At 59.0% G+C, this 20,747-nt stretch carries 20 protein-coding genes; all 20 read left to right on the top strand.

The features are described 5' to 3' along the window. Nucleotides 1–2: 2 nt before the first annotated feature. A complete protein-coding gene (locus tag KF885_03990) occupies nt 3–749 on the top strand; it encodes a class I SAM-dependent methyltransferase (GenBank protein MBX3048311.1) in 747 nt (248 codons plus the stop codon). Between the two features lie 7 nt (nt 750–756). After that, nucleotides 757–1,485, top strand: coding sequence for a methyltransferase domain-containing protein (locus tag KF885_03995; protein MBX3048312.1), 729 nt, complete (start codon nt 757–759; stop codon nt 1,483–1,485). Nucleotides 1,486–1,529: 44 nt separating this feature from the next. After that, nucleotides 1,530–2,585 carry a glycosyltransferase family 4 protein gene (locus KF885_04000; GenBank protein ID MBX3048313.1) on the top strand — a complete coding sequence of 352 codons (1,056 nt, stop codon included), beginning with the start codon at nt 1,530–1,532 and terminating at the stop codon, nt 2,583–2,585. A 124-nt stretch (nt 2,586–2,709) separates the two neighbouring features. Then, the gene (locus KF885_04005; protein MBX3048314.1) at nt 2,710–3,660 is read left to right on the top strand and encodes a glycosyltransferase family 4 protein; all 951 of its coding nucleotides are present in this window, start codon (nt 2,710–2,712) and stop codon (nt 3,658–3,660) included. Between the two features lie 3 nt (nt 3,661–3,663). Beyond that, nucleotides 3,664–4,770, top strand: a complete 1,107-nt coding sequence (locus tag KF885_04010) for a glycosyltransferase family 4 protein (GenBank protein MBX3048315.1) — start codon at nt 3,664–3,666, stop codon at nt 4,768–4,770. Further along, nucleotides 4,763–5,785, top strand: coding sequence for a glycosyltransferase (locus KF885_04015; protein ID MBX3048316.1), 1,023 nt, complete (start codon nt 4,763–4,765; stop codon nt 5,783–5,785). Before KF885_04010 ends, KF885_04015 begins: the two co-directional genes overlap by 8 nt. Next, a complete protein-coding gene (locus tag KF885_04020; protein ID MBX3048317.1) occupies nt 5,782–6,795 on the top strand; it encodes a glycosyltransferase family 2 protein in 1,014 nt (337 codons plus the stop codon). Before KF885_04015 ends, KF885_04020 begins: the two co-directional genes overlap by 4 nt. Further along, nucleotides 6,795–7,421: an acyltransferase gene (locus KF885_04025; GenBank protein MBX3048318.1), complete on the top strand. Its 627-nt coding sequence runs from the start codon at nt 6,795–6,797 to the stop codon at nt 7,419–7,421. Before KF885_04020 ends, KF885_04025 begins: the two co-directional genes overlap by 1 nt. Continuing rightward, entirely contained in the window at nt 7,418–8,137 is a 720-nt protein-coding gene (locus KF885_04030) for a glycosyltransferase (GenBank protein ID MBX3048319.1), read from the top strand. The genes KF885_04025 and KF885_04030 overlap by 4 nt, the downstream gene beginning before the upstream one ends. Before the next feature lie 6 nt (nt 8,138–8,143). After that, the gene (locus KF885_04035; GenBank protein MBX3048320.1) at nt 8,144–8,890 is read left to right on the top strand and encodes a class I SAM-dependent methyltransferase; all 747 of its coding nucleotides are present in this window, start codon (nt 8,144–8,146) and stop codon (nt 8,888–8,890) included. Beyond that, the gene (locus tag KF885_04040) at nt 8,887–9,498 is read left to right on the top strand and encodes a class I SAM-dependent methyltransferase (GenBank protein MBX3048321.1); all 612 of its coding nucleotides are present in this window, start codon (nt 8,887–8,889) and stop codon (nt 9,496–9,498) included. Before KF885_04035 ends, KF885_04040 begins: the two co-directional genes overlap by 4 nt. Before the next feature lie 29 nt (nt 9,499–9,527). Next, entirely contained in the window at nt 9,528–9,953 is a 426-nt protein-coding gene (locus KF885_04045) for a hypothetical protein (GenBank protein MBX3048322.1), read from the top strand. Continuing rightward, a complete protein-coding gene (locus tag KF885_04050; GenBank protein ID MBX3048323.1) occupies nt 9,937–11,052 on the top strand; it encodes a DegT/DnrJ/EryC1/StrS family aminotransferase in 1,116 nt (371 codons plus the stop codon). Before KF885_04045 ends, KF885_04050 begins: the two co-directional genes overlap by 17 nt. Nucleotides 11,053–11,077: 25 nt before the next feature. After that, nucleotides 11,078–11,848, top strand: coding sequence for a class I SAM-dependent methyltransferase (locus KF885_04055; GenBank protein MBX3048324.1), 771 nt, complete (start codon nt 11,078–11,080; stop codon nt 11,846–11,848). Next, on the top strand, nt 11,845–13,020 hold the full coding sequence (locus KF885_04060; GenBank protein MBX3048325.1) for a glycosyltransferase family 4 protein: 1,176 nt from the start codon (nt 11,845–11,847) through the stop codon (nt 13,018–13,020). Before KF885_04055 ends, KF885_04060 begins: the two co-directional genes overlap by 4 nt. A 43-nt stretch (nt 13,021–13,063) precedes the next feature. After that, nucleotides 13,064–14,014 (top strand): glycosyltransferase, encoded by a 951-nt coding sequence (locus KF885_04065; protein ID MBX3048326.1) that lies wholly within the window; start codon nt 13,064–13,066, stop codon nt 14,012–14,014. 2 nt (nt 14,015–14,016) lie between these two features. Then, nucleotides 14,017–14,964, top strand: coding sequence for a glycosyltransferase (locus KF885_04070; protein MBX3048327.1), 948 nt, complete (start codon nt 14,017–14,019; stop codon nt 14,962–14,964). A 2-nt stretch (nt 14,965–14,966) separates the two neighbouring features. Then, the gene (locus KF885_04075; GenBank protein MBX3048328.1) at nt 14,967–16,118 is read left to right on the top strand and encodes a glycosyltransferase family 4 protein; all 1,152 of its coding nucleotides are present in this window, start codon (nt 14,967–14,969) and stop codon (nt 16,116–16,118) included. Continuing rightward, entirely contained in the window at nt 16,105–18,177 is a 2,073-nt protein-coding gene (locus KF885_04080; protein MBX3048329.1) for a hypothetical protein, read from the top strand. The genes KF885_04075 and KF885_04080 overlap by 14 nt, the downstream gene beginning before the upstream one ends. Next, the gene (locus tag KF885_04085) at nt 18,164–20,719 is read left to right on the top strand and encodes a hypothetical protein (protein MBX3048330.1); all 2,556 of its coding nucleotides are present in this window, start codon (nt 18,164–18,166) and stop codon (nt 20,717–20,719) included. Before KF885_04080 ends, KF885_04085 begins: the two co-directional genes overlap by 14 nt. The last annotated feature ends 28 nt before the right edge of the window (nt 20,720–20,747 follow it).

Below are 20,747 nucleotides of genomic sequence, written 5' to 3' on the forward strand. Positions count from 1 at the left end.
ACATGTTGGCAAGACTTGCTCGGTTTATTACCAAACGCTTGATCACATTTCTCTCAGTACATGAGCAGGGAGAGCTGGCTTTTTTGATTCTTGAAAAAATGACGACAAAAGATGCTGCACGGGCCGCAGAGCCGTTAATGCGCTTGGACAGCAAAGTCCATGAGTTGCATGGGCAGGCAGCCATTGCACAGAACCGCGGGATACACCCCAAGCATGAGCTTACGGATTACCATCAGTTCTTTGTGGAGCGAATTCAGCCCGGCGAGCACGTATTGGACTTCGGCACTGGAATTGGGGCAGTCGCTTCTGATATTGCGGAACAGACTAAAGCCTTGGTTGATGGAATTGATATTGTTCCAGAGAACATTGCCACAGCACACCTGCGCTTTTCGCACTCACAGGTGCAGTATTTTGTAGGAGATGGGTTGAAGATTAGCCCAAATCCGCCGTATGACATTGTGGTGATGTCGAATGTATTGGAGCATCTGGAACAGCGCCCCCAGGCCCTAAAGTCGATTCAGCAAGCCAGCCAAGCAAAGCGCTTTTTGATCCGCGTACCCTCTTTTGAGCGCGATTGGCGCGTACCCTATAAGCGTCGCTTGGGGGTCGAATGGCGTCTGGACGAAGACCATAAAACAGAATTTACTGAGGTGCAATTCCGCGCGGAGTTGGCCGAAGCTGGCTTTGAAATCGTGCATTTAGAAATTCGCTGGGGCGAGATTTGGGCAGAGGCGTTGGTCTCTGGGTAATTGCCCTATGCTGCCTTTTAAAGACAAACCGCTTTCCGAAATATCAGGCGATGATATTTCGTACTCGCTGCGCAGGTATTATGTAGACAGCTTTCAGCAAAAGCTCTTTGCCCAGATTTCATTCCCCAGTCGCGTACTGGACATAGGCGGTGTCCGAGGAGTAACCCGTGGCGAGTTCCGTATGCCTGATGATTTTCGCCGCGTGGTCCTAAACATTCGGCGAAGTCACCAGACCGACCTGGCAGCGGATGCAGCTTTACTTCCGCTAGTTAGCAAGCAATTTGATGTGGTTTTGTGCGCCGAGGTATTGGAACATGTGATTGCGCCTCCGGCTGTGCTGCACCAGACTTGGCGGATACTTAAACCGGGAGGGCGCCTGATAGTTACTGTGCCGTTTTTGTTCCGTCAGCATGCAGACCCGAGCGATTATGGTCGCTATACCGAATGGTACTGGAGAGCACATCTGGAGCGGTTGGGCTTTGAGAATATCCAGATTGAAAAACAAGGTTTGTTCTTTAGTGTTTTTGTCGACATGCTGCGCCATTGGATGGCGAATAATTTACTCAACGGCGGCGGTTTCTATCGACTACGCTCATGGTCATTCCGCAAGATATATCTTGTTTTGCGTAAATACGCCCTCCGTTTCGATGAGCAACCTGTACATCAAGTACAAGCCTTTTGGGGCGCATACCCTGGCGGCTTTGGCATCCAGGCTTTCAAACCAGAACAACGATGAAACCGCGCATTGCTTTTCTGCTCCAGATGTTTGGCGTTGGAGGGATGCCAAAGTGGCTCTTCCGCCTGGCAGGCGAGCTTAGAGACGAATTCAATTTCTACTTCGTGGCGACCCATTCCAATCATTTTTTACCGGACTATGCTCAAGTAGCTCAAGTGGACTTTGTGCCTCCCAGCCGCTGGGCGTTAGCCTGGCACTTGTGGCGTCATCGGATTGATTTAGCCCAGGTGGCCAACTTGCGCTTGTACACAGATGCGGCCCGCTTGGCTGGTGTGCCTAGCGTGATCGAGCGCGTGGATGGCGTGCGCGGCGGCGCGGCACTTAACCGCAAAGATGGCTTAGATATGGTGGTAGCCTCCACGCGAGGCATGCTGCGGCGTTTGGAGGCCGTGGTTTCGCCAGAAAAGGCTCGCTTGATTTACAACGGTGTGGATTTGCAAGCATTTGATGCCGCCTCGATTGAACGGTTCGGTTTGGATCAAGATGCTGTAATCATTGGGCGTACCTCCCGCCTGGCTGGAGGCAAGAATATTTCGCTGCTGATCGCTGGAGTTAAGCAATTGCGCCAGCAGCCGGGCTACCAGCACGTGCATCTGGTAATTTGCGGTGGAGATACAACCCAGCCTGGCGCTCCGCCTATGTTGCAGCAATTGCGGGATGAGGCTGCAGACCTGGGCGCCGCCGTAATCTTCACCGGTGAACTGGCGGATCCGATCCCGGTGACCAAGGGATACGATATCGCCACCTGCACTTCGCTACCTGATAATGAGGGTATCCCCAACTCGCTGATCGAAGCCATGGCCGCTGGGAAACCCGTGGTGGCCAGTGCCGTCGACGATATCCCAGAGCTGGTAAAGGATGGCGAAACCGGCATTTTATTTGAAAGCAATAATTTGGACCAGTTGACCGCCGCTTTGCGGCAATTGGTGGATGATGCCAGTTTGCGCAGACAAATGGGCCTGGCCGGCCGTCAAGTCGTGGAGCAAAATTTTGAGTTGCACACCAGGGCTGGGGAATATCGAAACCTTTACCGTGACTTGGTTGCGGCCAATGGGCTGCATATACTGAATAGATTCGCCAGGATTTCGGGACATGCTTAGCGTTCGTTATCTGGCCCGGAAACTGAAACACAAGCTTGGGTTGAGTGGGCGACCAGAGCTGTATTTTGTGGTCCCCGAAGTCAACTGGATATTGGATTGGGTGGCCCACTATGTGGCGCAAGAAATGCCCAGTTTTGGCTTGCCAGCCAGCAAGATACCTTTTGCCGATAAATTGGTTGGGCAGATCGTTCATTTTGGTTCTTTGTGGGAGATCCAGGCTGGATTGCAACGATCTGTGATGCGCGACAATTATGTTGTTGGGACAATTTTTCACGGAATTCGCGGCGACGCCAGCTTTGAAAATGCTCTGGCCAAAATTGTCCAGCAGCAAGACCAGTTCTTGAAACTGCATACCGCCAGCACGATCATGGAAGAACGCTTTAAAGCGTGGGGAATATCCCCTGATAAGATCGTCAACATCCCGTTGGGCGTCGATTTGCAAACATTTCACCCGTCCAGTGAAGAAGCACGTCGGGCTGCTCGAGAACGCTTAGGCATTCCGCAAAACGTGTTTGTTGTTGGGTCTTTCCACAAGGACGGGGTGGGCAGCCAGGAAGGCTTGGAGCCCAAGCTGATCAAGGGGCCAGATGTTCTGTTGGAGGTGGTCTCCAAGCTTAAAGGCAAAATGCCTGTTTTTGTTTATCTCACCGCGCCGGCGCGCGGCTATGTGATCGAGGGCCTGCGCAAACTGGGTATTCCTTATCGACATGATGTCTTCGAGGACTATCATGCTGTGGCTAAAAGCTATGCGGCCTTGGACGCCTATCTGGTAGCTTCACGCGAAGAGGGTGGCCCATCCGGCGTGCTGGAGGCGCAGGCCAGCGGCGTGCCGCTGGTGAGCACGCGGGTGGGCCTGGCGCCAGATCTTGTGCAGCACGCCCATAATGGCCTACTGGCAGAAGTGGAGGACAGCGCCGGCCTGACTGAACATTTGTTGGCTTTGGCGCAGGACCAGGCTTTAAGCCAGCGGCTGACCTCAAATGCCCTAGAGAGTATTCAGGCGTATGGCTGGCCGCGCATCGCCGCTCGCTATTACCACGAGATCTATAAACCGATCTTGGATGAGGTCAGCTAGCCGGTGAACGACCTGGTCATTTTTTTTACTGAAGATGTGTCCCTAGCTGATTGGGCCCAGGGCGGTATGCTGGCCCGCGAAGTGGCTTTGTATCAGCATTTGGCCAAGCTAGGCAGGCGCATCCAGTTTGTGACTTATGGAGGACCGGGCGAGGCCGAGATTGCTGCCCGAATACCAGAGATTAGTGTGCGCTTCAATGCGCGCGAGCTGCCATCAGGGTTGTATAAACGCTGCCTGAGATGGTTTCCGCCACGCGGGCACGCATTCAAAAGCAATCAGGTCAGTGGCTCAGAGATCGCTCTGGCGGCTGCGCGTCGTGCTGGCGCAAGATTTGTGGCCCGTTGTGGCTATTTGCTTTCTTTCGTGGATGAACAAACCCATGGCGTTGATTCTAGGCAGGCGCGTGCCGCGCGCCAGCTCGAAAAACACGTGTTTGGCGCCGCCGACCGAGTGGTAGTGACTACTCAGGTCATCGCTGAGCGCGTCCAGGAAAATTATCGATTGCCTGAGGAACGCATTCGAGTCATCCCGAACTATGTGGAGACTGACCGGTTTGTGCCGCAGAAATCCCAAGAGAATTCCCGCTTACGAATTGGCTTTGTGGGCCGCCTGGCCTGGGAGAAAAATTTACTCGCTTTGCTGAATGCTGTGGCAGGGTTGGATGTCGAATTGGTTTTGGTTGGCGCCGGGCCCCAGAAAGCGGAATTGCGGGCCAAGGCGGACACCCTTGACATAAAACTTAGCCTGCCGGGCCGCATGGACAACACCGATTTGCCCACCCTTTTGAATACCTGCGATGTGTTTATTCTGCCGTCTTTTTATGAAGGCCATCCCAAAGCGTTGATTGAGGCTATGGCTTGTGGCCTCGCCGTGATCGGCACGCGGGTATCCGGGATTGCCGAGATTATCCAAGATGGCGACAACGGGCTGCTTGCTGAAACAGACGCCGACAGCTTGCGCGAGGTAATTCGCCGTGCAGCCGGTGACGCCAGCCTGCGGGCCCAGTTGGGCAAAACTGCTCGAGAGTATGCACTTCGGCATTTCTCTCTCGAGCGGGTGGCGGCTATGGAGCTGGCCCTGCTGGAAGAGCTGTCAGGTGACCATGCCTAAAGTCAGTGTGGTGATGGCTGTGTACAATGGACAGCAGCATTTGCCCGCTGCGCTGTACAGCCTATGGCGGCAAACCCTGACTGATTTTGAATTGCTGGTGGTAGACGACGGATCGACGGATGACACCGCGCAGATCTTGACCGATTGCACAGACCCTCGCTTACGCGTTTTGGCCAATCCATCACAGCAGGGATTGGCGGCTTCATTGAATACAGGCTTGCAACAGGCGGTTGGCGAATACGTTGCGCGCATGGATCATGATGACATTTGCCTGCCGCCTCGCCTGGAACTGCAGGCGCGTTATTTGGATAAGCACCCGGACATTGATATCTTGGGCAGTTGGGCGCGCACCATAGGCACGGAGCGAGAGCAGGTCTGGGCGTATCCCACACATGACGCAGATATTCGCAGCGAATTGATTTTCAATCCGGTGTTGGTGCACAGCTCGGTGATGCTGCGCCGTACTCGTTTTGACCCGGATGGCTTTCAATACGATCAACGCCTTGCCCGGGCCCAGGACTATGACTTGTGGGTGCGCGCAGCTGACGAACTGCGCTTTGCCAATTTGGACGAGGTTTTACTGCTGTATCGTTTGCATCCCAACCAGGTTGGCCAGCAATTTGGCCATGTGCAGCAGGAAATTGCTGAGCAAATTCGCCTACGCCAGCTGCAACGCATGGGCCTTAGCCCCAGTCAGGCGGAGGTCGAAATGCATCACGCCATCAGCCACTGGCAATATCCGCAGGGACGCGTCGGATTGGAGCAGTTGGAAGACTGGTTTTCGGCGCTGCGTACAGCCAATCGAGCTTCGGGGGTCTTCCCGGCAGCGGCTTTTGATGCCGCCCTCGAGCGTCGTTGGTGGGCCGCTTGTCGGGCCAATGTCTCACTGGGGATCGAGGCCTGGCGCCGGTATCTGGACTTTGGGCGCGTATTGGGGTCGCCAAGGTCGTTAGTGGACAAGGCAACCTTTGGTATAAAGGCCGCTTTGCGCCAGTTGGGCTGGAGGCGCGCATGAGCCAACCGCGTGTGACCTTCGGTATCATTGCGCTCAACGCCCAACCGTTACTCGAATACAACCTGCGGGCTTTGTACCCATTTGCGCACCAGATCATCGTGGTCGAGGGCGCAGTGCAAACGGCCGCCCCTTTGGCCAGAGTTGATGGACACTCGCAGGATGATACTTGGGAACGATTGCAGCGCTTTCAAAGGGAAGAAGATCCCGAGGGCAAATTGATCCTGGTGTCCGCTGCCGATGAAGGCTACGCTGACGGCTTTTGGCCGGAAAAGAATGAGATGTCGCAGGCCTATGCCAAACGCGCCACCGGTGATTGGCTGTGGCAGGTGGATAGTGACGAGTTTTATCATCCCGAAGACATTCGGGCCGTCCTTGAAAGACTGCAGGCCGTACCCGGCATAACCGCGGTGGCTTTTCCTTATGTAGAGTTCTTTGGAGGCTGGGACTATGTGATTACCGGAAAGTGGCATATTCAAAACTATCCACTGATTTATCGCTTGTTCAAGTGGGGGCAGGGTTTTCGCTATACAGACCATAGGCCAGCTACAGTCGTGGATCAAAACGACAGGGATTTGCGCGCTGTGAAACTTGAGTCCACTCCGCAGCGCGATGGAAAACCCATCGTCCTGCACCATTATTCCTACGTCTTCCCGAAGCAGGCGCTGCAGAAGGTCGGCTATTATTCTCAAGTGACCTGGACCGACAGCTTCAAACGCAATCAACAGTGGTATGAAAAGAATTATCTGCGTCTTGAAGAGCCGCTGTTCCTGGGCGAGAAGGGTCGCCCAATTTTGCAGTGGCTGCAGCGCTTCAGCGGTCAGCATCCGCCAGCCATCCAGCAGTTGCGCGCTGACCTGGACAGCGGCCAGCTTGCTGAACCTCTGCGGCCCGTAGAAGATATTGAGCGTCTGTTGCGCAGCCCTTGGTATTGGCTGGCAACGCGTGTGTTGGGAGCGGTCATGCCTATCTATTGGGGTCTGCAAAATGCTGTGCGCAAGGAGCGTGGCTGATGGCTGCTCGCAAGCACCCAGTGCGCTGGGGCGTTTGGTCGTTGCTGGCCTGGCTGCGTTTACGCGCCGCCGGTGCCAAGATTGGCCGCGGCCTGCGGGCTTTAGGGCCAATTTTGGTGCGCACTGATCCCGGTTGGCGTGGTCGGATGATTATTGGCGACAATGTCACCCTACTGCCTTATGTGGATCTCCGCCTGCGCGAACGGGGCAGTATTGTGCTGGGCGATGGCGTTTACCTGGAGACGATGGCCCGCCTGGTCGCAGCCAACCAGGCGAAGTTACAGATTGGCGCTGAAACTCAAGTCGGCATGGGTTCCATTCTCAATGCGGGCGATGACATCACCATAGGCAACCAGGTGGCGATTGCGGCGTATAGCTCACTGGTGGCCGCGGAACATGCTTACTTTGACCCCAATACGCCGATCAAGCAGCAAGGCTATCGCTATGCGCCGATCACGATAGGCGATGACGTTTGGCTGGCGACTGGGGTGTTGGTGCGGCCTGGAGTGACCATTGGCTCGGGGGCCGTGATTGGGGCGCAGTCCGTAGTGCATTCGGATGTTCCTGCTTATGTCTTAGCAGTCGGTAACCCGGCAAAGGTGGTAAGGGACCGAAAGACAGTATGAGCGTTCAGCCCAAAGTCAGCATTGTCATCCCCACCCACAATGAGCGCGAGAATATTGTTGAACTCATTGAGGCTTTGCGCGCCGAGATCCGGCCACCGCTGGAGATCATCGTGGTGGATGACAATTCGCCAGATGGCACGGCGGATCAGGTTGCAGCGTTAGGCTTGCCTGAAGTGGTGCTGATCCGCCGTAAAGCACGCGGCCTGGCGGCGGCCTTCCACCGCGGCGTACTTGAAGCGAGCGGAGATATCATCGGTTGGATGGATGCCGATATGACCATGCCAGCCGCGGTCATGGCCCAATTGATCGCCCAGTTGGATGACTGCGACATCGCCATCGGCTCGCGTTATGTGGAGGGTGGCAGTGACAGCCGCCACCCCCTGCGGGTTTGGGCCAGTCATGCCATCAACGGTTTCGCCCGCCTGGTGCTGGGCGGCCATGTACGCGATTATGACAGCGGCTTCATCGCCATCCGGCGGAATGTCTTTGACCATGTCACGTTGATCCCCTTCGGTTATGGTGAGTACTTCATTGAATTTATCTATGATGCGCAGCGGGCGGGATTGAGAGTGCGCGAGGTCGGCTATGCCTTCCGTGATCGCAGCGTGGGTCTTTCCAAGTCGGCGCCGTCGCTGATAAGCTTTTTAGTGACTGGTTTTCGCTATGTGCTGCGAGTGATCAGTTTGCGCATCCGTTTTCTCACCGGCCGTGATTAAGTCTTTATGCGCCCTGATGAATACCAAAGTTTGTACGAAGTGGAGCCAAGCCATTGGTGGTTCCGGGGATTGCGCCGCTTTTTGCAGCGCCTGATCCCACCGGACTATAAACAGGGACGGGCGACCCGCTATCTCGACCTGGGCTGCGGCACCGGTGGCTTACTGGCCGCCCAAGCGGGCGGCAGTGCCTTGGCTGTTGGGTTGGACTTTTCCCCGGTGGCGCTGCACTGGGCTTCGCGCCGCCAGGCGGGGGCATTGGTTCGGGCCAGCGCCAATCGCGTGCCATTCCGCCAGCAATTCGACCTGGTTACCTGTGTGGATGTGCTTGAAGTCGCTTCTGTACAGCCGGATGAGCTGGCCACAAGCTTCGTCTCCGCACTTCGCCCCGGCGGTTACGGCATTCTGGTGGTGGCTGCGCATGCCTGGCTGCTCAGCCAGCATGACATTGCCGTGGACTCGGTAAGGCGGTACAACCTGGCCCAGCTTAAAACGCTGTTCGCTGGTCAACCAGTGCAGACCCTCTATGCCGGGTATTTGTTCGCGGCGGTCTTTCCGCTGGTCGTGTTTGTGCGCGGCGTGCTTTACCGCCTGCGCAAACCGGCTGCCAACCAGCCAACCCGTTCTGACGTGTTTTTGCCCTCGCCGCCAGTCAACGCCTTGCTGGATCTTGTTTGCCGGCTTGAAGCGTTATTGTTGCCCTGGTTGCGCTTACCCTTTGGCTCCTCGGTGGTGATCGTGGTGGAGAAGCTGTGACCCTTTTTGATCGCTTAGAAGCCACACGACCTTATCAGTGGCTGCGGGCGCGCATGAACCAGGGCTTGGTGCGTTTTTTGGCGACACAAGTCTTGCATACCGGCGAGAACCTGCGCGTGGCTGAGGTGGCCTGCGGCAGTGGTTACGGGGCGCACCTGCTGGCTCAGCTTCCTCAGGTGCAGCTCAGCATCGCGGCGGATATCAACCAAGAAGATCATCAGCAGGCTGGCTTTTCCCAATTTGCCGGGCAATTTGTGCTGATGGACCTATTCAACCCGGCGCTCACCCCAGAGAGCTTGGACTTGGCTTGGAACAGCTCTTCCATTGAAGAAATTGACCAACCCTTATTGGCCGTCCAATCCATGGCGAGATTGCTTAAACCAGGCGGATCTTTGTTCATTGGAGTTCCAAACCGGCGGGGGCCAGCCGGTTGGCTGGGCCGCATTGCGGATGAAAGCCATAAGATTTGGCTGGGCCGCAACTACGACCGCGATGAGCTGCACGTGCTCGTGACTGAAGGCGGTCTGCAGGTGGAGAGAGATACCAGCTATTTGTTTGGCGTATTTATTGGCGTGGTGGCCAGGAAACCGAAAAATCATCTTGGCTAGTACAATTTAACGACCCGGAGGCCCAATTCATGAGCATTGAAGTTGTGGAATACAACGGCATTAAATATGCCGAGATCATTTGGGCGAATGCCCGCGTGGATAAAACCACCTTTTACTCTCCGGCAGAATCTTCATTCCAATTCGGCCTCCTGGCGCACGAAGCCGGTTTTGTGGAGCCACCGCATTATCACAAGGCCGTCAGCCGCACGATCGATGATCTGCAGCAGATGTTTGTGGTGCAGCGCGGGGTGGTGGTGGTGGACTTGTTCGGCGACGACGGTGAGAAACTGCGCGAAATTGAGATGGGTCCGGGGGATGCGATTGTGCTCATTCACGGTGTACACGCCATCCGCGTCTTGGAAGACATGCAGTGCATCAGCGTTAAACAAGGCCCGTACCTGGGCGAAGAGAACGACAAAGTCTTTGTGGATGTAAAAAATGATCCCAGTCTTTGACCCCGTGATTGCTGAAGACGAAATTGCCATGGTGGTGGACGCCCTGCGTAAGGGCGAAGTCTCTGGAACCTATGGCAAATACATTGAGGATTTTGAAAATGAATTTGCAGCCTATGTAGGCTGCAAATTCGGCGTGACGGTGAACAGTGGCTCGTCGGCTTTGCACCTGGCGGTAGCGGCGCTGGATTTGCAGCCCGGTGACGAAGTGCTGGTGAGCGCCAGTACCAATATTGCTACCGCTCTGGGGGCTTTGCACAATGGCGCCGTTCCCGTGCCGGTGGATTCCGAACCCGAGACCTGGAACCTGGATCTGGATTTGATCGAGGACTTGATTACACCGCGCACCAAGGCGATCATCCCAGTGCACCTGTATGGGCACCCCGTGGACATGGATCGCTTGATGGAGATCGCCAATAAGCACAACCTGGTGGTGATTGAAGACTGCGCCGAATCGCATGGGGCCACGGTGCGCGGGCGCATGACTGGCAGCTTTGGGCAGATGGCGATTTTCAGCTTCTACGCCAACAAGATCATCACCACCGGTGAAGGTGGCATGATCACCACCAACGATGAAGGCTACGCTGAGCGGCTGCGTTTACTGCGCAACCTGGCTTTCACCAATCCGCGCTTCAAGCACGAGTTGGCCGGTTTCAACTTCCGCATGCCGGCATTCGTGGCAGCCCTGGGCCTGGGCCAACTGCGCAAGATAGATATGATCGTGGAAGAAAAGCGCCGGGTGGCGCGCCTCTACAACGAAAAATTGGCAGGGATCCCCGGAATTCAGCTGCCCACCGAGCTGGAATGGGCCAAAAACGTGTATTGGATGTATGGCATTGTGGTCCAACCGGAATTTGGCATTGACCGCAATAAGCTGACCGATGCCCTGGCCGAGCGCGGCATTCAGACGCGCACCTTCTTTTGCCCCATGAACCAGCAGCCTGTTTTGCAAAAGATGGAGGGTTTCCGTGAAGTGCCCTGCCCGGTAGCCGATTCGCTGTGGGAAAACGGCTTGTACCTGCCTTCCACCTGGAACCTGACCGAAGAGCAGATCACTTTTATTGCTGACGCTATCCGCGAAGCCCCCAACTGGGAGGGTTAGTGGGGGCTAGAGGAATTGTCCGCTGATGAGTTCCTATACCGGCAAGCATGCCGAGTACTACGACATCTTCTATGCGGAGAAGCCTTATGCGGCCGAGGCGGCCTTCGTGCACGCCTGCCTGCAGCAGCACGCCAGCGGAACCAGCCGGCGTCTACTGGAGCTGGCTTGTGGCAGCGGCCGCCATGCCTTGGAGCTGGAGAAGCTGGGCTACCAAATCGTGGCGACAGATTATTCCGAAGATTTGCTGACTGTGGCCCGGCGCAAAGCCGCCGCGGCCAACTCCAAAGTGGATTTTCTCTTACAAGACATGCGCCATCTAGACGTGGACGGTGGGCCTTTTGATGCGGCTTACTGCCTGTTCGATTCGATTGGCTATGTGCAAACCAACGCCGCCGTCCTTCAGGTATTGCAGGGTGTCGCCCGCCACCTGCGGGCGGGCGGGCTGTTCGTCTTCGAATTTTGGCATGCCGCTGCCATGTTGCGCGGCTATGAGCCCCACCGTGAACGCAGCTGGACCCAGGGCGAGACGCGCATTCAGCGCACTTCGCGTACCCGCTTGGATGTCGCCAGCCAGTTGGCTGAAGTGGGTTACACCATTGTGGCGGACGGGCCAGAGGGGCGCGTGGAGTTGAGCGAAACTCAGGTCAACCGCTATTTCCTGGTGCAGGAAATGGCCGCCTTCCTGGAAAGCAGCGGCTTTGAGCCGGTGGAGTTTTTGCCCGCGTACGAAACTGACGCCGCCATTACCGAGGACACCTGGCACATTCTGGCGGTCGCCCGCAAGGTGGCGGCATGAAGGTCGCCGTCTATTTGGACCACTACCGCCCGGAAGACGGCGGCGCATTTACCATGCAGGGCGATCTGCTGGCCGCCCTCTGCCGGCTGGCCGCCCAATCACAGCACCAATTCGTGGTCGTTTCCGCGCCCAGTGAACTGGCTCGCCAACAGGTCGAGCAAGCGGGTTTGGAATGGCTGCCCTATCGCGGCCCCGGCCTGGCTGAGAAACTGAACGACTTCGCCGAGCGACTGCTGCCCAGCTGGCGCCAGCGGCGAGACTGGCGCAGTCCGCTGGAGCGCCAGCTGCGCCAATTGAACGTGGACTTTGTCTGGATGGTCGGCCCGCGCCCCTTGGATATCGACCTGCCGTATCTGACCATCGTGCTGGATTTGCAGCACCGCAAGCAGCCCTGGTTCCCAGAGGTGAGCGAATACGCTGAGTGGGCCGCCCGCGAGCGCGGCCTGGCCCCCTTCCTGCGCCGGGCCGCGGGCGTAGTGGCGGGCACGCAGGCGGGCAAACAAGAGATCGTAGACTTCTATCAAATTCCTGCGGAACGCATCCACATCCTGCCGCACCCCACGCCTGCGTACGCTCAGCAGGCGGCTGAACTGCCCTTGCCTGCCGGCTTGGAAGCGGGCTATTTGTTTTACCCGGCCCAATTCTGGGCGCATAAGAACCACTACAACCTGCTGCTGGCTTTGCGACAATTGCGCCAGCAGGGTTTGCGCGTACCGCTGGTGTTGACCGGCTCGGACTACGGCAACAAGGCCTATATCCAGCAAGCCGTTCAAGCGATGGGTCTGGGCGACCAGGTGCACTTTCTCGGCTTTGTCGAACAAGAGACCCTCTTGGCCCTCTACCAGCACGCTCTGGCGCTGAGCTATGTGAGCTTCTTCGGCCCGGAGAATCTGCCTCCGCTGGAAGCCTTTGCCCAAGGTTGCCCGGTGCTGGCCGCCAAAGTGGACGGGGCCGAGGAGCAACTGGCGGATGCCGCCCTGCTGGTGGACCCGGCCAGCCCTGAGACGATTGCCGAGGGCATCGCCAAATTGCACAAGGATGCCAGGCTGCGCCAGCGCTTGGTCGCGCGCGGCCGCCAGCGGGCGGCGCGCTGGACGGCCACCGAGTTTGTGCAGGGCATCTTCAATATTCTGGATGAATTTGAGCCGGTGCGGCGCGTTTGGGGCCGCTGAGCGCTTAGGCACGCATAATTTGGCGCAGGTATAATCCCGCGCAATGCATTTTTTGCCTTCTATTAGTGTTCTGGCTTCCGTCTATCAGGGAGAGGAATACTTACCCGGCTTTTTCGAAAACCTGCAAGCCCAAACCATCTTCCCCGAAACTGAACTGGTGCTGGTGCTGAACCTGCCCAACGCGCGTGAAAAGCAGCTGTGCAGGGACTTTGCCGCCAAGCATCAGAAACAGGTGCAGGTGCTGCAAGCCCCGCGCCTGGAGACTTTGGGCGCTTCATGGAACCGCGCCTGGCGCGCCGCCAGAGCGCCGTATTTGGCGCCCTGGAATGTGGACGACCGCCGCGTGGTCGATTCCCTGCAGCGTCAGGCCGTGGCCTTGGATGGCGAGCCGGAGGCTGTCCTGTGCTACGGAGATTATCTGCGCGTGGCGCGCTATGGAGAAGAGCAGGGCGAACTGCGCCAGACGCCGGCTTACAGCCCGGGCCATTTCCAGCGCGCCTTTGCCCAGGGTGGCGCTTTTTGGCTGCTGCGCGCCGCGGTGGGTGAGCAGGCCGGCTATTACGATGAGCAATTTCGCGTCGCTGCCGATATGGACTATTCGCTGCGCCTGGCGGCCTTAGGACTGCGTATGGTGCGGGCTGAAGGCCTGCTGGGTTATTTCACCGATGCCGCCCAGGGGCTGAGCACGCGCCAAGGCGCCACAGAATCCAGCGTGGAGCGCACGGCCGTGCAACTGCGCTACGGCGTCTTTGACAAAGTCGACCCGGCGCAGTTGCACGCGGCTAGCGCCTTGCGCTTGGAGGCACTAGCCAGCGGCTCCAGCTGGCTGCCGCTCTCGAATTTTGTGCCTGATTTGGACGCTTACCTTACGCGCCGCCAACCCCTGTGGAAGCTGGGGCGTTTGCGCCACGCAGTCCGGGCGGCCTTGCAGCGCAGCGGGTTGTTGCCGCTGCTGCACCGCTGGCAGGCGCGCCTCTTCAAGCGGGAGATCTAGCCATGCCGCCGACTGTCAGCGTGGTCATCCCCACCCGCAACCGGGCCGCCTATATCCTGCAGGCGCTGGAGAGCGTCTTTGCCCAGACCTATCCTGACTGCGAGATCATCGTCGTGGATGACGGTTCCGAGGACGAAACCGCTGAGATCTTGCAGCCGCTGGCCAAGGCGGGCAAGCTGCGCTATATCACCCAGCCGGCCTCGGGGGTCTCTGCGGCGCGCAACCGCGGCGTGGCTGAGGCGGCTGGCCGCTACATCGCCTTCCTCGATTCGGATGATCTCTTTATGCCCAGCAAGCTGGAAAAGCAAGTGGCGCTCTTTGAGCGCCACCCGCAGTTGGGCTTCGTGCACTGCTGGTTTTCCAAGTTCGATGATGCCGGCCGTGACTTGGGCTTGCGGGACACTTCGCGTTTTGATGGGCAGATTTACCCCGCCATGCTGCAAGAGTGGGATGTGCTGATGGCGATGCCCTGCATGCTGATGCGCAAGGATGCCCTGCAAGCAGCCGGCGGCTTTGACACGGCCATGCGCTGGGGCGAAGACCTGGACCTGTGGCGGCGCATGGCGATGCGCCACCCGGTGAGCCTGGTGCGCGAAGACCTGGTGGGCGTGCGTGTGCACGGCAGCAATATCTCGACACAACGCCGTGAAGCCGTCAGCCACTTTGAGCGTTATTTGGACAAGGCTTTCGCTGATGACCCGGGGCTCAGCGCCAATTTCCGCCGGCAGGCGTATGCGCGCTTGTACACCAGCTTTGCCCGCAACCTGCTGGGTGAGGGCCAGGCCCAGGATATGCGCCTGGTGCGCCAACTGTGCGGCCGGGCGCTGGCTGCCTGGCCGCTGGCCTGGGGCGGCGTGGTTCCCTGGTTGGCTTCGTTCATCCCGTCCGGGGCGCGACAGCGCCTGGTGGCCTGGGTGCGCCGCCGCCGTTATGGCTTGGAGCAAGGCTGAGCATGGCGGCTCACACCTCACGGTTTTCTGTGCTGCTGTTGGGCACACAAATGGAGCTGGGCGGAGCCCAGCAAATGTTGTTGACCCAGGCCGCCTGGTTGCACAGCCAGGGCTATCCTGTGCGGGTGGCTTTCTTGTATGACAAACAGGGGCTGGCGGATGTCTGGCGGGCGGCCTATCCCTTTGAGATCCTTAACTTGGACGCTTGGCAATTTGGGGGCAGTGCCATTAGGCATCTGCCGAGGCTGCTGCTGGGCTTGTGGCGCTTGCTCGGACTGTTGCGCGGGGTGCAGGTTGTGGAGGCGTTCACCCAGCACAGCAATCTGATCGGCCTGCCGCTGGCTTGGCTGCGAGGGGTACCGGTACGCTTGGCCAGCGTGCATGGCGCTGTGGCCGATGCCTTTGGGTTGCTGTCTTTTTTACACGGGCGGCTGATCAATTCTGGATTGGTCAGTGGACTGGTTGTGGTGTCGGAAGAGGTGCGCCAGCTGGCCCTGGCGCAGGGCGTGCACCCTACCAAGATCCGATTGATCGAGAATGGCATTGATCTGGCTCTGCCGCCGGTGACACCTGAGGAGCGCCAGGCCATGCGCGCCCAAGCGGGCGCAACCCCACAGGATCTTTTGCTGATGGCCGTGGGCCGCCTGGCGCTGGTCAAAAACCACGCGGGGCTGCTGCGCGCCCTGGCTGCCCTGCCCGAACCGCGCCCGCGCCTGGCCGTGCTGGGCGAAGGCGAACTGCGCGCCGAGCTGGAACACCTGGCCGCCGAGTTGGGCCTGGCCGAGTGGGTGCGCTTTCTGGGCAACCAGCCGGCGGCGCGCCGTTGGCTGCAGGCTGCCGATGTTTATGTCCAGCCTTCGTTGAGCGAGGGCCTGTCTATCGCCCTGTTAGAAGCCATGGCCAGCGGGTTGCCCATCGTGGCTACCCAGGTGGGCGCGGCGGGCAAGCTGATCGGGGACGGTAAGCACGGCCTGCTGGTGCCTCCCGGAGATACGACAGCCCTGAGCGTCGCTTTGCAGCGCCTGCTGGCCGACCCCGCTGTGCGCAGCCGGTTGGGCCGCGGTGCCCAGCAAGCGGCCCAGCCGTACAGCGCAGAGCAAATGTGCAATAATTACGCCCGGCTGATGACTGAGTTGCTGAATGAAACGCGCTAACCCTCCCGTATTGCACTGGGGGCGAACTCTGGGGTTCGCCCTTATTTTGTTCCTGATTTTTTGGGCAGGCTATGAAGTTTTTCACTTGGGAGATGGCTCCGGCTTCTGGGTGGGCCGCTTTTCCTTGAAATGGGCGGCGACTGCCGGGCTGATTTGGCTGGCTTTAGCGACTTTGGCGGCTCTCGTCTATATTTTTCTGTTCAATACGCTACAAAAAACGGAGATCGAAGCCAAATTATTGGCCCTGCGCTCTAAACTTGCGCGCCATACCCGCTGGGCGCTCTTATTGGCTTTACAGGTCTTGTTTGCCTGGTTCCTGTTTTATTCCCCCTGGGGCGCTTTATTTGTGGGCCTCGGCATCCGTCTGGTGCTTTTTGCCTGCGTAATTGCTGCGTCCGCCTGGCTGTTGGGCGAAGGCCCAAGGTTGTTGGATTGGGCGTCTGTGCTGCTGGCCGGGCTGGTGACAGGCGCAGCGCTGGTGTTGGGGGTTGCCTTTGTCAAGGTCAGCAACTTCCCCTTCGCCTTGCACTGGTCTGAAGGCAACCGGCTGTGGGACTATTCGCTGGCTTTTGGGGCAGAGCGTTACCGTCATTCCGGCCCTATTTTTGCCTGGATCGACGAGGTACGCCAAACCCTGTGGGGTCTGCCTTTCCTGATCCCGAATGTATCGATTGCCTGGGTGCGCTTTTGGGGCGCGCTGCTGATCACACTGCCTTACGTCCTGTTGGGCTGGGTGGCTTTCCGCCCAGCGAGGAACGGGCGCGCCCAATGGCTGTTGGCCGGGCTGTGGTCTTTGGTGTTCCTCAACCAAGGTCCGGTGTATACCCCCTTGGTGTTGGCGGCGATTTTGGTGGCTCTGGCCCGGCGCAAACCGCTTTGGCTCGCTTTGCCGCTGGTCTACCTGGCGGGGGATTACGCCGGCATGAGCCGCTTTAGCTGGCGGTTTGCCCCGGCGATTTACACCGTGATATTGACCTTTGGTGACGCCGGATTGGCGCGGGGAAAACTGACCTGGCGTGATTGGCTGCGCGCCAGCCTGCTGGGTTTGGCTGCTGCCTGGAGCAAAGGTCTGCCTGTGCTGCAGGGCATTGTCATCGGCCTGTTGGCCGCCCTCTCGCCCGCTGCGTCTCCGGGCGGAGAGGCGCCTTCCAGCTTGGGAACTGCCACCACCGTGGAAACCCTCGAAGGCTTGCAGCAAGTCACCCAGCTACAGCCCTATATTTGGGGGCGCCTGCTGCCCAACCCGGTCTACGGCCCAGGCATTGTGCTGGGCTTGGCCGCCGCCACGCTGCCGCTGATCGGGTTGTTGGTTTGGCTGGCGCGGCGCGGCGGCTGGCAAACCGTCTTGTGGCAGCGCATCGCCACCCTGCTGGGGCTGGGGGCGTTGCTGGTGGTGGGTCTGATCGCCAGCGCCAAGATCGGCGGCGGCGCCGACCTGCACAATATGGATATGTTCCTGGTGGGACTGTTGCTGCTGGCTGCCCTGGCCTGGGAGGGCGGTTTGGCCGGGCGGCTGGAGCCGTTGTTGGCGCGCCCGTCTACTGTGCGCTGGCTTTTGGCGGCGATGGTCTTCCTCCCGGCTTTGCTGCCGCTAACCAGCGGCAAGCCGCTGGAGCTGCCGGAGGCCGAGCGAACCCAATTCGTGCTGGAGCGTATTCAAGACCAGGTGGCCTGCGCGCGCCAGCACGGAGATGTGCTGCTGATGGACCAGCGCCAGCTGCTCACCTTTGGCCAACTGGGCGACTTGCCGCTGATCGTGGACTATGAAAAGAAGTTCGTGATGGACAAAGCGCTGGAAGGCGATGGCGCTTATTTTGAAGCCTTTGAACGAGACCTGGCCTCGGGACGTTTTGCTTTGATCGTCAGCGAGCGTCAGGCGATCCTATATAAAGAAGCAGAGATGGAAGATACTTTGGGGGACGGCATGGCCGAGGAAAACAACGCCTGGGTCAAATGGGTGACGGTACCTTTGCTGCAGCACTACCAATCCATCTCGGACTACCGGGATTTAGGCGTGGAGATTTTCCTGCCCAAGGATCGCAGTTTTGAGTGCCCCTAGGGTGTGGCAAAACTGGGGCTGGCTCACCGCGCAAGGCGGTTTTATCGCGGTTGCTTTCCTCCTGTTTCTCCCCAGCGAAGGCAGCGGGTTTTTGGAGTTGTCTCTGGCTCGCTGGGGGTTGTTGGTCTTGCTGCTCGGCCTTAGCACAACCTGTGGCCTGCTGGCGCTGATGTTGCAGCACGGGCAGCCGTTCGCCCACCGCGTAGCCCAGATCCTCAGCCAGCCGCAGGTCCTGAAGGGCATTCTGGGAGTCTCGGTAGTGCTGGGGGTGGTGTGTGTTTATCTGGTGCTGCTGACCGCCAAATTCACCGATGCGTTTGTCTATGCCCGGCTGGTGCGCCTGCTGCCGCTGATAGTTTGGCTCTTGTGGCTGGCATTCCTCAACCTACTGCTGTTGCCCCGGCTGCGCCCTGAAAACAAACCGTGGCCAGCCGAAAAAGCTGTCTGGAAACCGGCCTTGTGGGCCGGATTGGCGCTCTTTTCGCTGGCAGTGTTTATGGGTTATAGCGGCCTGGGCTTGCAGCCTGACCGGACTGGTTGGGATACCCCAGGCACGCCCGTCTTGAATACACAGGTTGCCGTGGGTTGGCTGATCGCTCTGGTGGTGGCTGGCGTGCTGGCCTGGGCCAACCGCAAACTCGCTTGGCGTTTCACCCGCCTGGATGCTGCCCTGGCGCTCTTGATCTGGGCGCTGGCGGCCGGGTTGTGGATCGCCCAGCCGATCTTGCCCACCTACTTCTCCCCCGCGCCGACCGCACCTAACTTCGAGTTCTATCCGAATTCCGACGCGGCCACTGTGGATGTTGCCGCGCAGCACCTGTTGATCGGCGCCGGCCTGCCCGACGTGATTGAAAAGCCCTTGTATTCGACCTTTTTGGCCCTGCTGCATGTGCTGGCCGGGCAGAGCTATGCCAATGTGGTCAATGCACAAATTCTGGTGCTGGCCTTGTTTCCCGCCATGCTGTATTTCGTGGCCAAACGATTGCATACGCGGTTTGCCGGTGTGCTGCTGGCTGCTGTGGTCACTTTACGAGAAGTGAATGCCCTGGCGCTGTCCGGTGACATCCTGGTTTCGCATTCCAAATTGCTGATGACGGATTTACCCGCGGCGCTGGCGCTGGCCGCCTTCACACTACTATTGCTGCACTGGCTGCAAAGGCAGCCGCGCAACCCACTCTGGGCGCTTGCGGTCGGTGCGGCCTTGGGCCTGATGCTGTTGCTGCGTTCGCAGACCCTGATCTTTCTGCCCTTTTTGATGCTGCTGGCTTTTTGGCAGGCGGGCGGGGGCTGGCGGCCGCGCCTGCAGCTGGCGGCGGTCCTGCTGGTGGGCTTTGCCCTGGCGGCGCTGCCCTGGCTGCTGCGCAACGCCCAGCGTACGGGCCAGTTTGGCTATTCTCAGCCCTTGCAGATGCTTTACATGGCCAAACAATACAGCCTGACCCCGGAATTGGCGGATCCCGGCTTCCCCACGGATACGCCTGTAGAAGACTATGTCCGTTTAGGCTCGGCCCACGTGCGCGCCTTTGTGCTGGCGCATCCCGGCGAGGTGGCCGGCTTTATCACAGCGCACACTCTGCGCAACGAAGTCTCTTCCTTGCTGGCCTTACCCATGCGCTTTGATCTGTCTGACCGCTTGGTGGCGTTTTACAACCTGCAGCCTTACTGGCAGGGCTTGGAAGGCCGCCTGTGGAACGAGTGCTGTTCGCTGGACAGTTATGTGACCAGCACGCCCTACTGGGGCGCCTGGGAGGGAGACTTGCCCTCGGAGGCCTGGCTGCCCCTGCTCTTTAATCTGGCGGTCATCGCTGTGGGCATTGGCGCGGCCTGGCGCAAACTGGGCTGGCTGACCTTGGTGCCGATCGGTCTGCATCTGCTCTACAGCATCAGTACCGCCTTGGCGCGCGTCTCCGGCTGGCGCTTGATCCTGCCTGCCGACTGGGTGGTGCTCTTGTTCTACTGCGTTGGCCTGGGGCAGCTGACCCTGTGGCTGGGCAGCTTTTTGTTTGGGAGCCAGCGGCAGGCTGAGGCGCAACCCGTGGCTGAAACTCAGAGCGTTGCACCAGGGCGCCGGACTTTGCTGGCCGCGGCGGCCTTAGTGCTGTTGGCCGGTGCGACCATCCCGCTGGTGGAACTGGCCGTGCCCAGCCGCTATGCCGACCTGGATCGGGCCGCCGCCCTGCAACGCCTGCAGGCGGCTGGCCTGGATGGCGAGGCCTTCCTACAGCAGCCGGAGGCACGCTTGTACTGGGGCCGTGGTCTGTACCCCAGTCATTACCCCGCGGGCGGCGGGTTGCCCAGCAATGAGGCCGATGCCTTCTCCCCGCAGCCTTTTGCCCGGCTGTCTTTCCGCCTGGTAGGCCTGCAGGTCTATGACCAGGTGGCGCTGCCCGCCACGATAGCGCCCGCCTTCCCCAATGCGAGCGATGTATTGGTGTTGGGTTGTGCGCGGGAGGGTTATATGCGAGCCGCCGCGGTCTTATTTTTGAACGGCCCGGAGCCTGCCCTGATTGCCGAGGGGCCGGCTCCATTCGTGTGCGACTGAGTCAAGCAGCCGCACTGGGTATAATTTC

Source organism: Anaerolineales bacterium, from assembly GCA_019637805.1.
Lineage (GTDB): Bacteria > Chloroflexota > Anaerolineae > Anaerolineales > UBA11579 > JAMCZK01.

What these genes read in the sequence shown, in the direction of transcription:
- KF885_03990 (MBX3048311.1), top strand. Translation starts at nt 3, where the DNA reads ATGTTGGCAAGACTTGCTCGGTTTATTACCAAACGCTTGATCACATTT.
- KF885_03995 (MBX3048312.1), top strand. Translation starts at nt 757, where the DNA reads ATGCTGCCTTTTAAAGACAAACCGCTTTCCGAAATATCAGGCGATGAT.
- KF885_04000 (MBX3048313.1), top strand. Translation starts at nt 1,530, where the DNA reads ATGCCAAAGTGGCTCTTCCGCCTGGCAGGCGAGCTTAGAGACGAATTC.
- KF885_04005 (MBX3048314.1), top strand. Translation starts at nt 2,710, where the DNA reads ATGCCCAGTTTTGGCTTGCCAGCCAGCAAGATACCTTTTGCCGATAAA.
- KF885_04015 (MBX3048316.1), top strand. Translation starts at nt 4,763, where the DNA reads ATGCCTAAAGTCAGTGTGGTGATGGCTGTGTACAATGGACAGCAGCAT.
- KF885_04020 (MBX3048317.1), top strand. Translation starts at nt 5,782, where the DNA reads ATGAGCCAACCGCGTGTGACCTTCGGTATCATTGCGCTCAACGCCCAA.
- KF885_04025 (MBX3048318.1), top strand. Translation starts at nt 6,795, where the DNA reads ATGGCTGCTCGCAAGCACCCAGTGCGCTGGGGCGTTTGGTCGTTGCTG.
- KF885_04030 (MBX3048319.1), top strand. Translation starts at nt 7,418, where the DNA reads ATGAGCGTTCAGCCCAAAGTCAGCATTGTCATCCCCACCCACAATGAG.
- KF885_04035 (MBX3048320.1), top strand. Translation starts at nt 8,144, where the DNA reads ATGCGCCCTGATGAATACCAAAGTTTGTACGAAGTGGAGCCAAGCCAT.
- KF885_04045 (MBX3048322.1), top strand. Translation starts at nt 9,528, where the DNA reads ATGAGCATTGAAGTTGTGGAATACAACGGCATTAAATATGCCGAGATC.
- KF885_04050 (MBX3048323.1), top strand. Translation starts at nt 9,937, where the DNA reads ATGATCCCAGTCTTTGACCCCGTGATTGCTGAAGACGAAATTGCCATG.
- KF885_04055 (MBX3048324.1), top strand. Translation starts at nt 11,078, where the DNA reads ATGAGTTCCTATACCGGCAAGCATGCCGAGTACTACGACATCTTCTAT.
- KF885_04060 (MBX3048325.1), top strand. Translation starts at nt 11,845, where the DNA reads ATGAAGGTCGCCGTCTATTTGGACCACTACCGCCCGGAAGACGGCGGC.
- KF885_04065 (MBX3048326.1), top strand. Translation starts at nt 13,064, where the DNA reads ATGCATTTTTTGCCTTCTATTAGTGTTCTGGCTTCCGTCTATCAGGGA.
- KF885_04070 (MBX3048327.1), top strand. Translation starts at nt 14,017, where the DNA reads ATGCCGCCGACTGTCAGCGTGGTCATCCCCACCCGCAACCGGGCCGCC.
- KF885_04075 (MBX3048328.1), top strand. Translation starts at nt 14,967, where the DNA reads ATGGCGGCTCACACCTCACGGTTTTCTGTGCTGCTGTTGGGCACACAA.
- KF885_04080 (MBX3048329.1), top strand. Translation starts at nt 16,105, where the DNA reads ATGAAACGCGCTAACCCTCCCGTATTGCACTGGGGGCGAACTCTGGGG.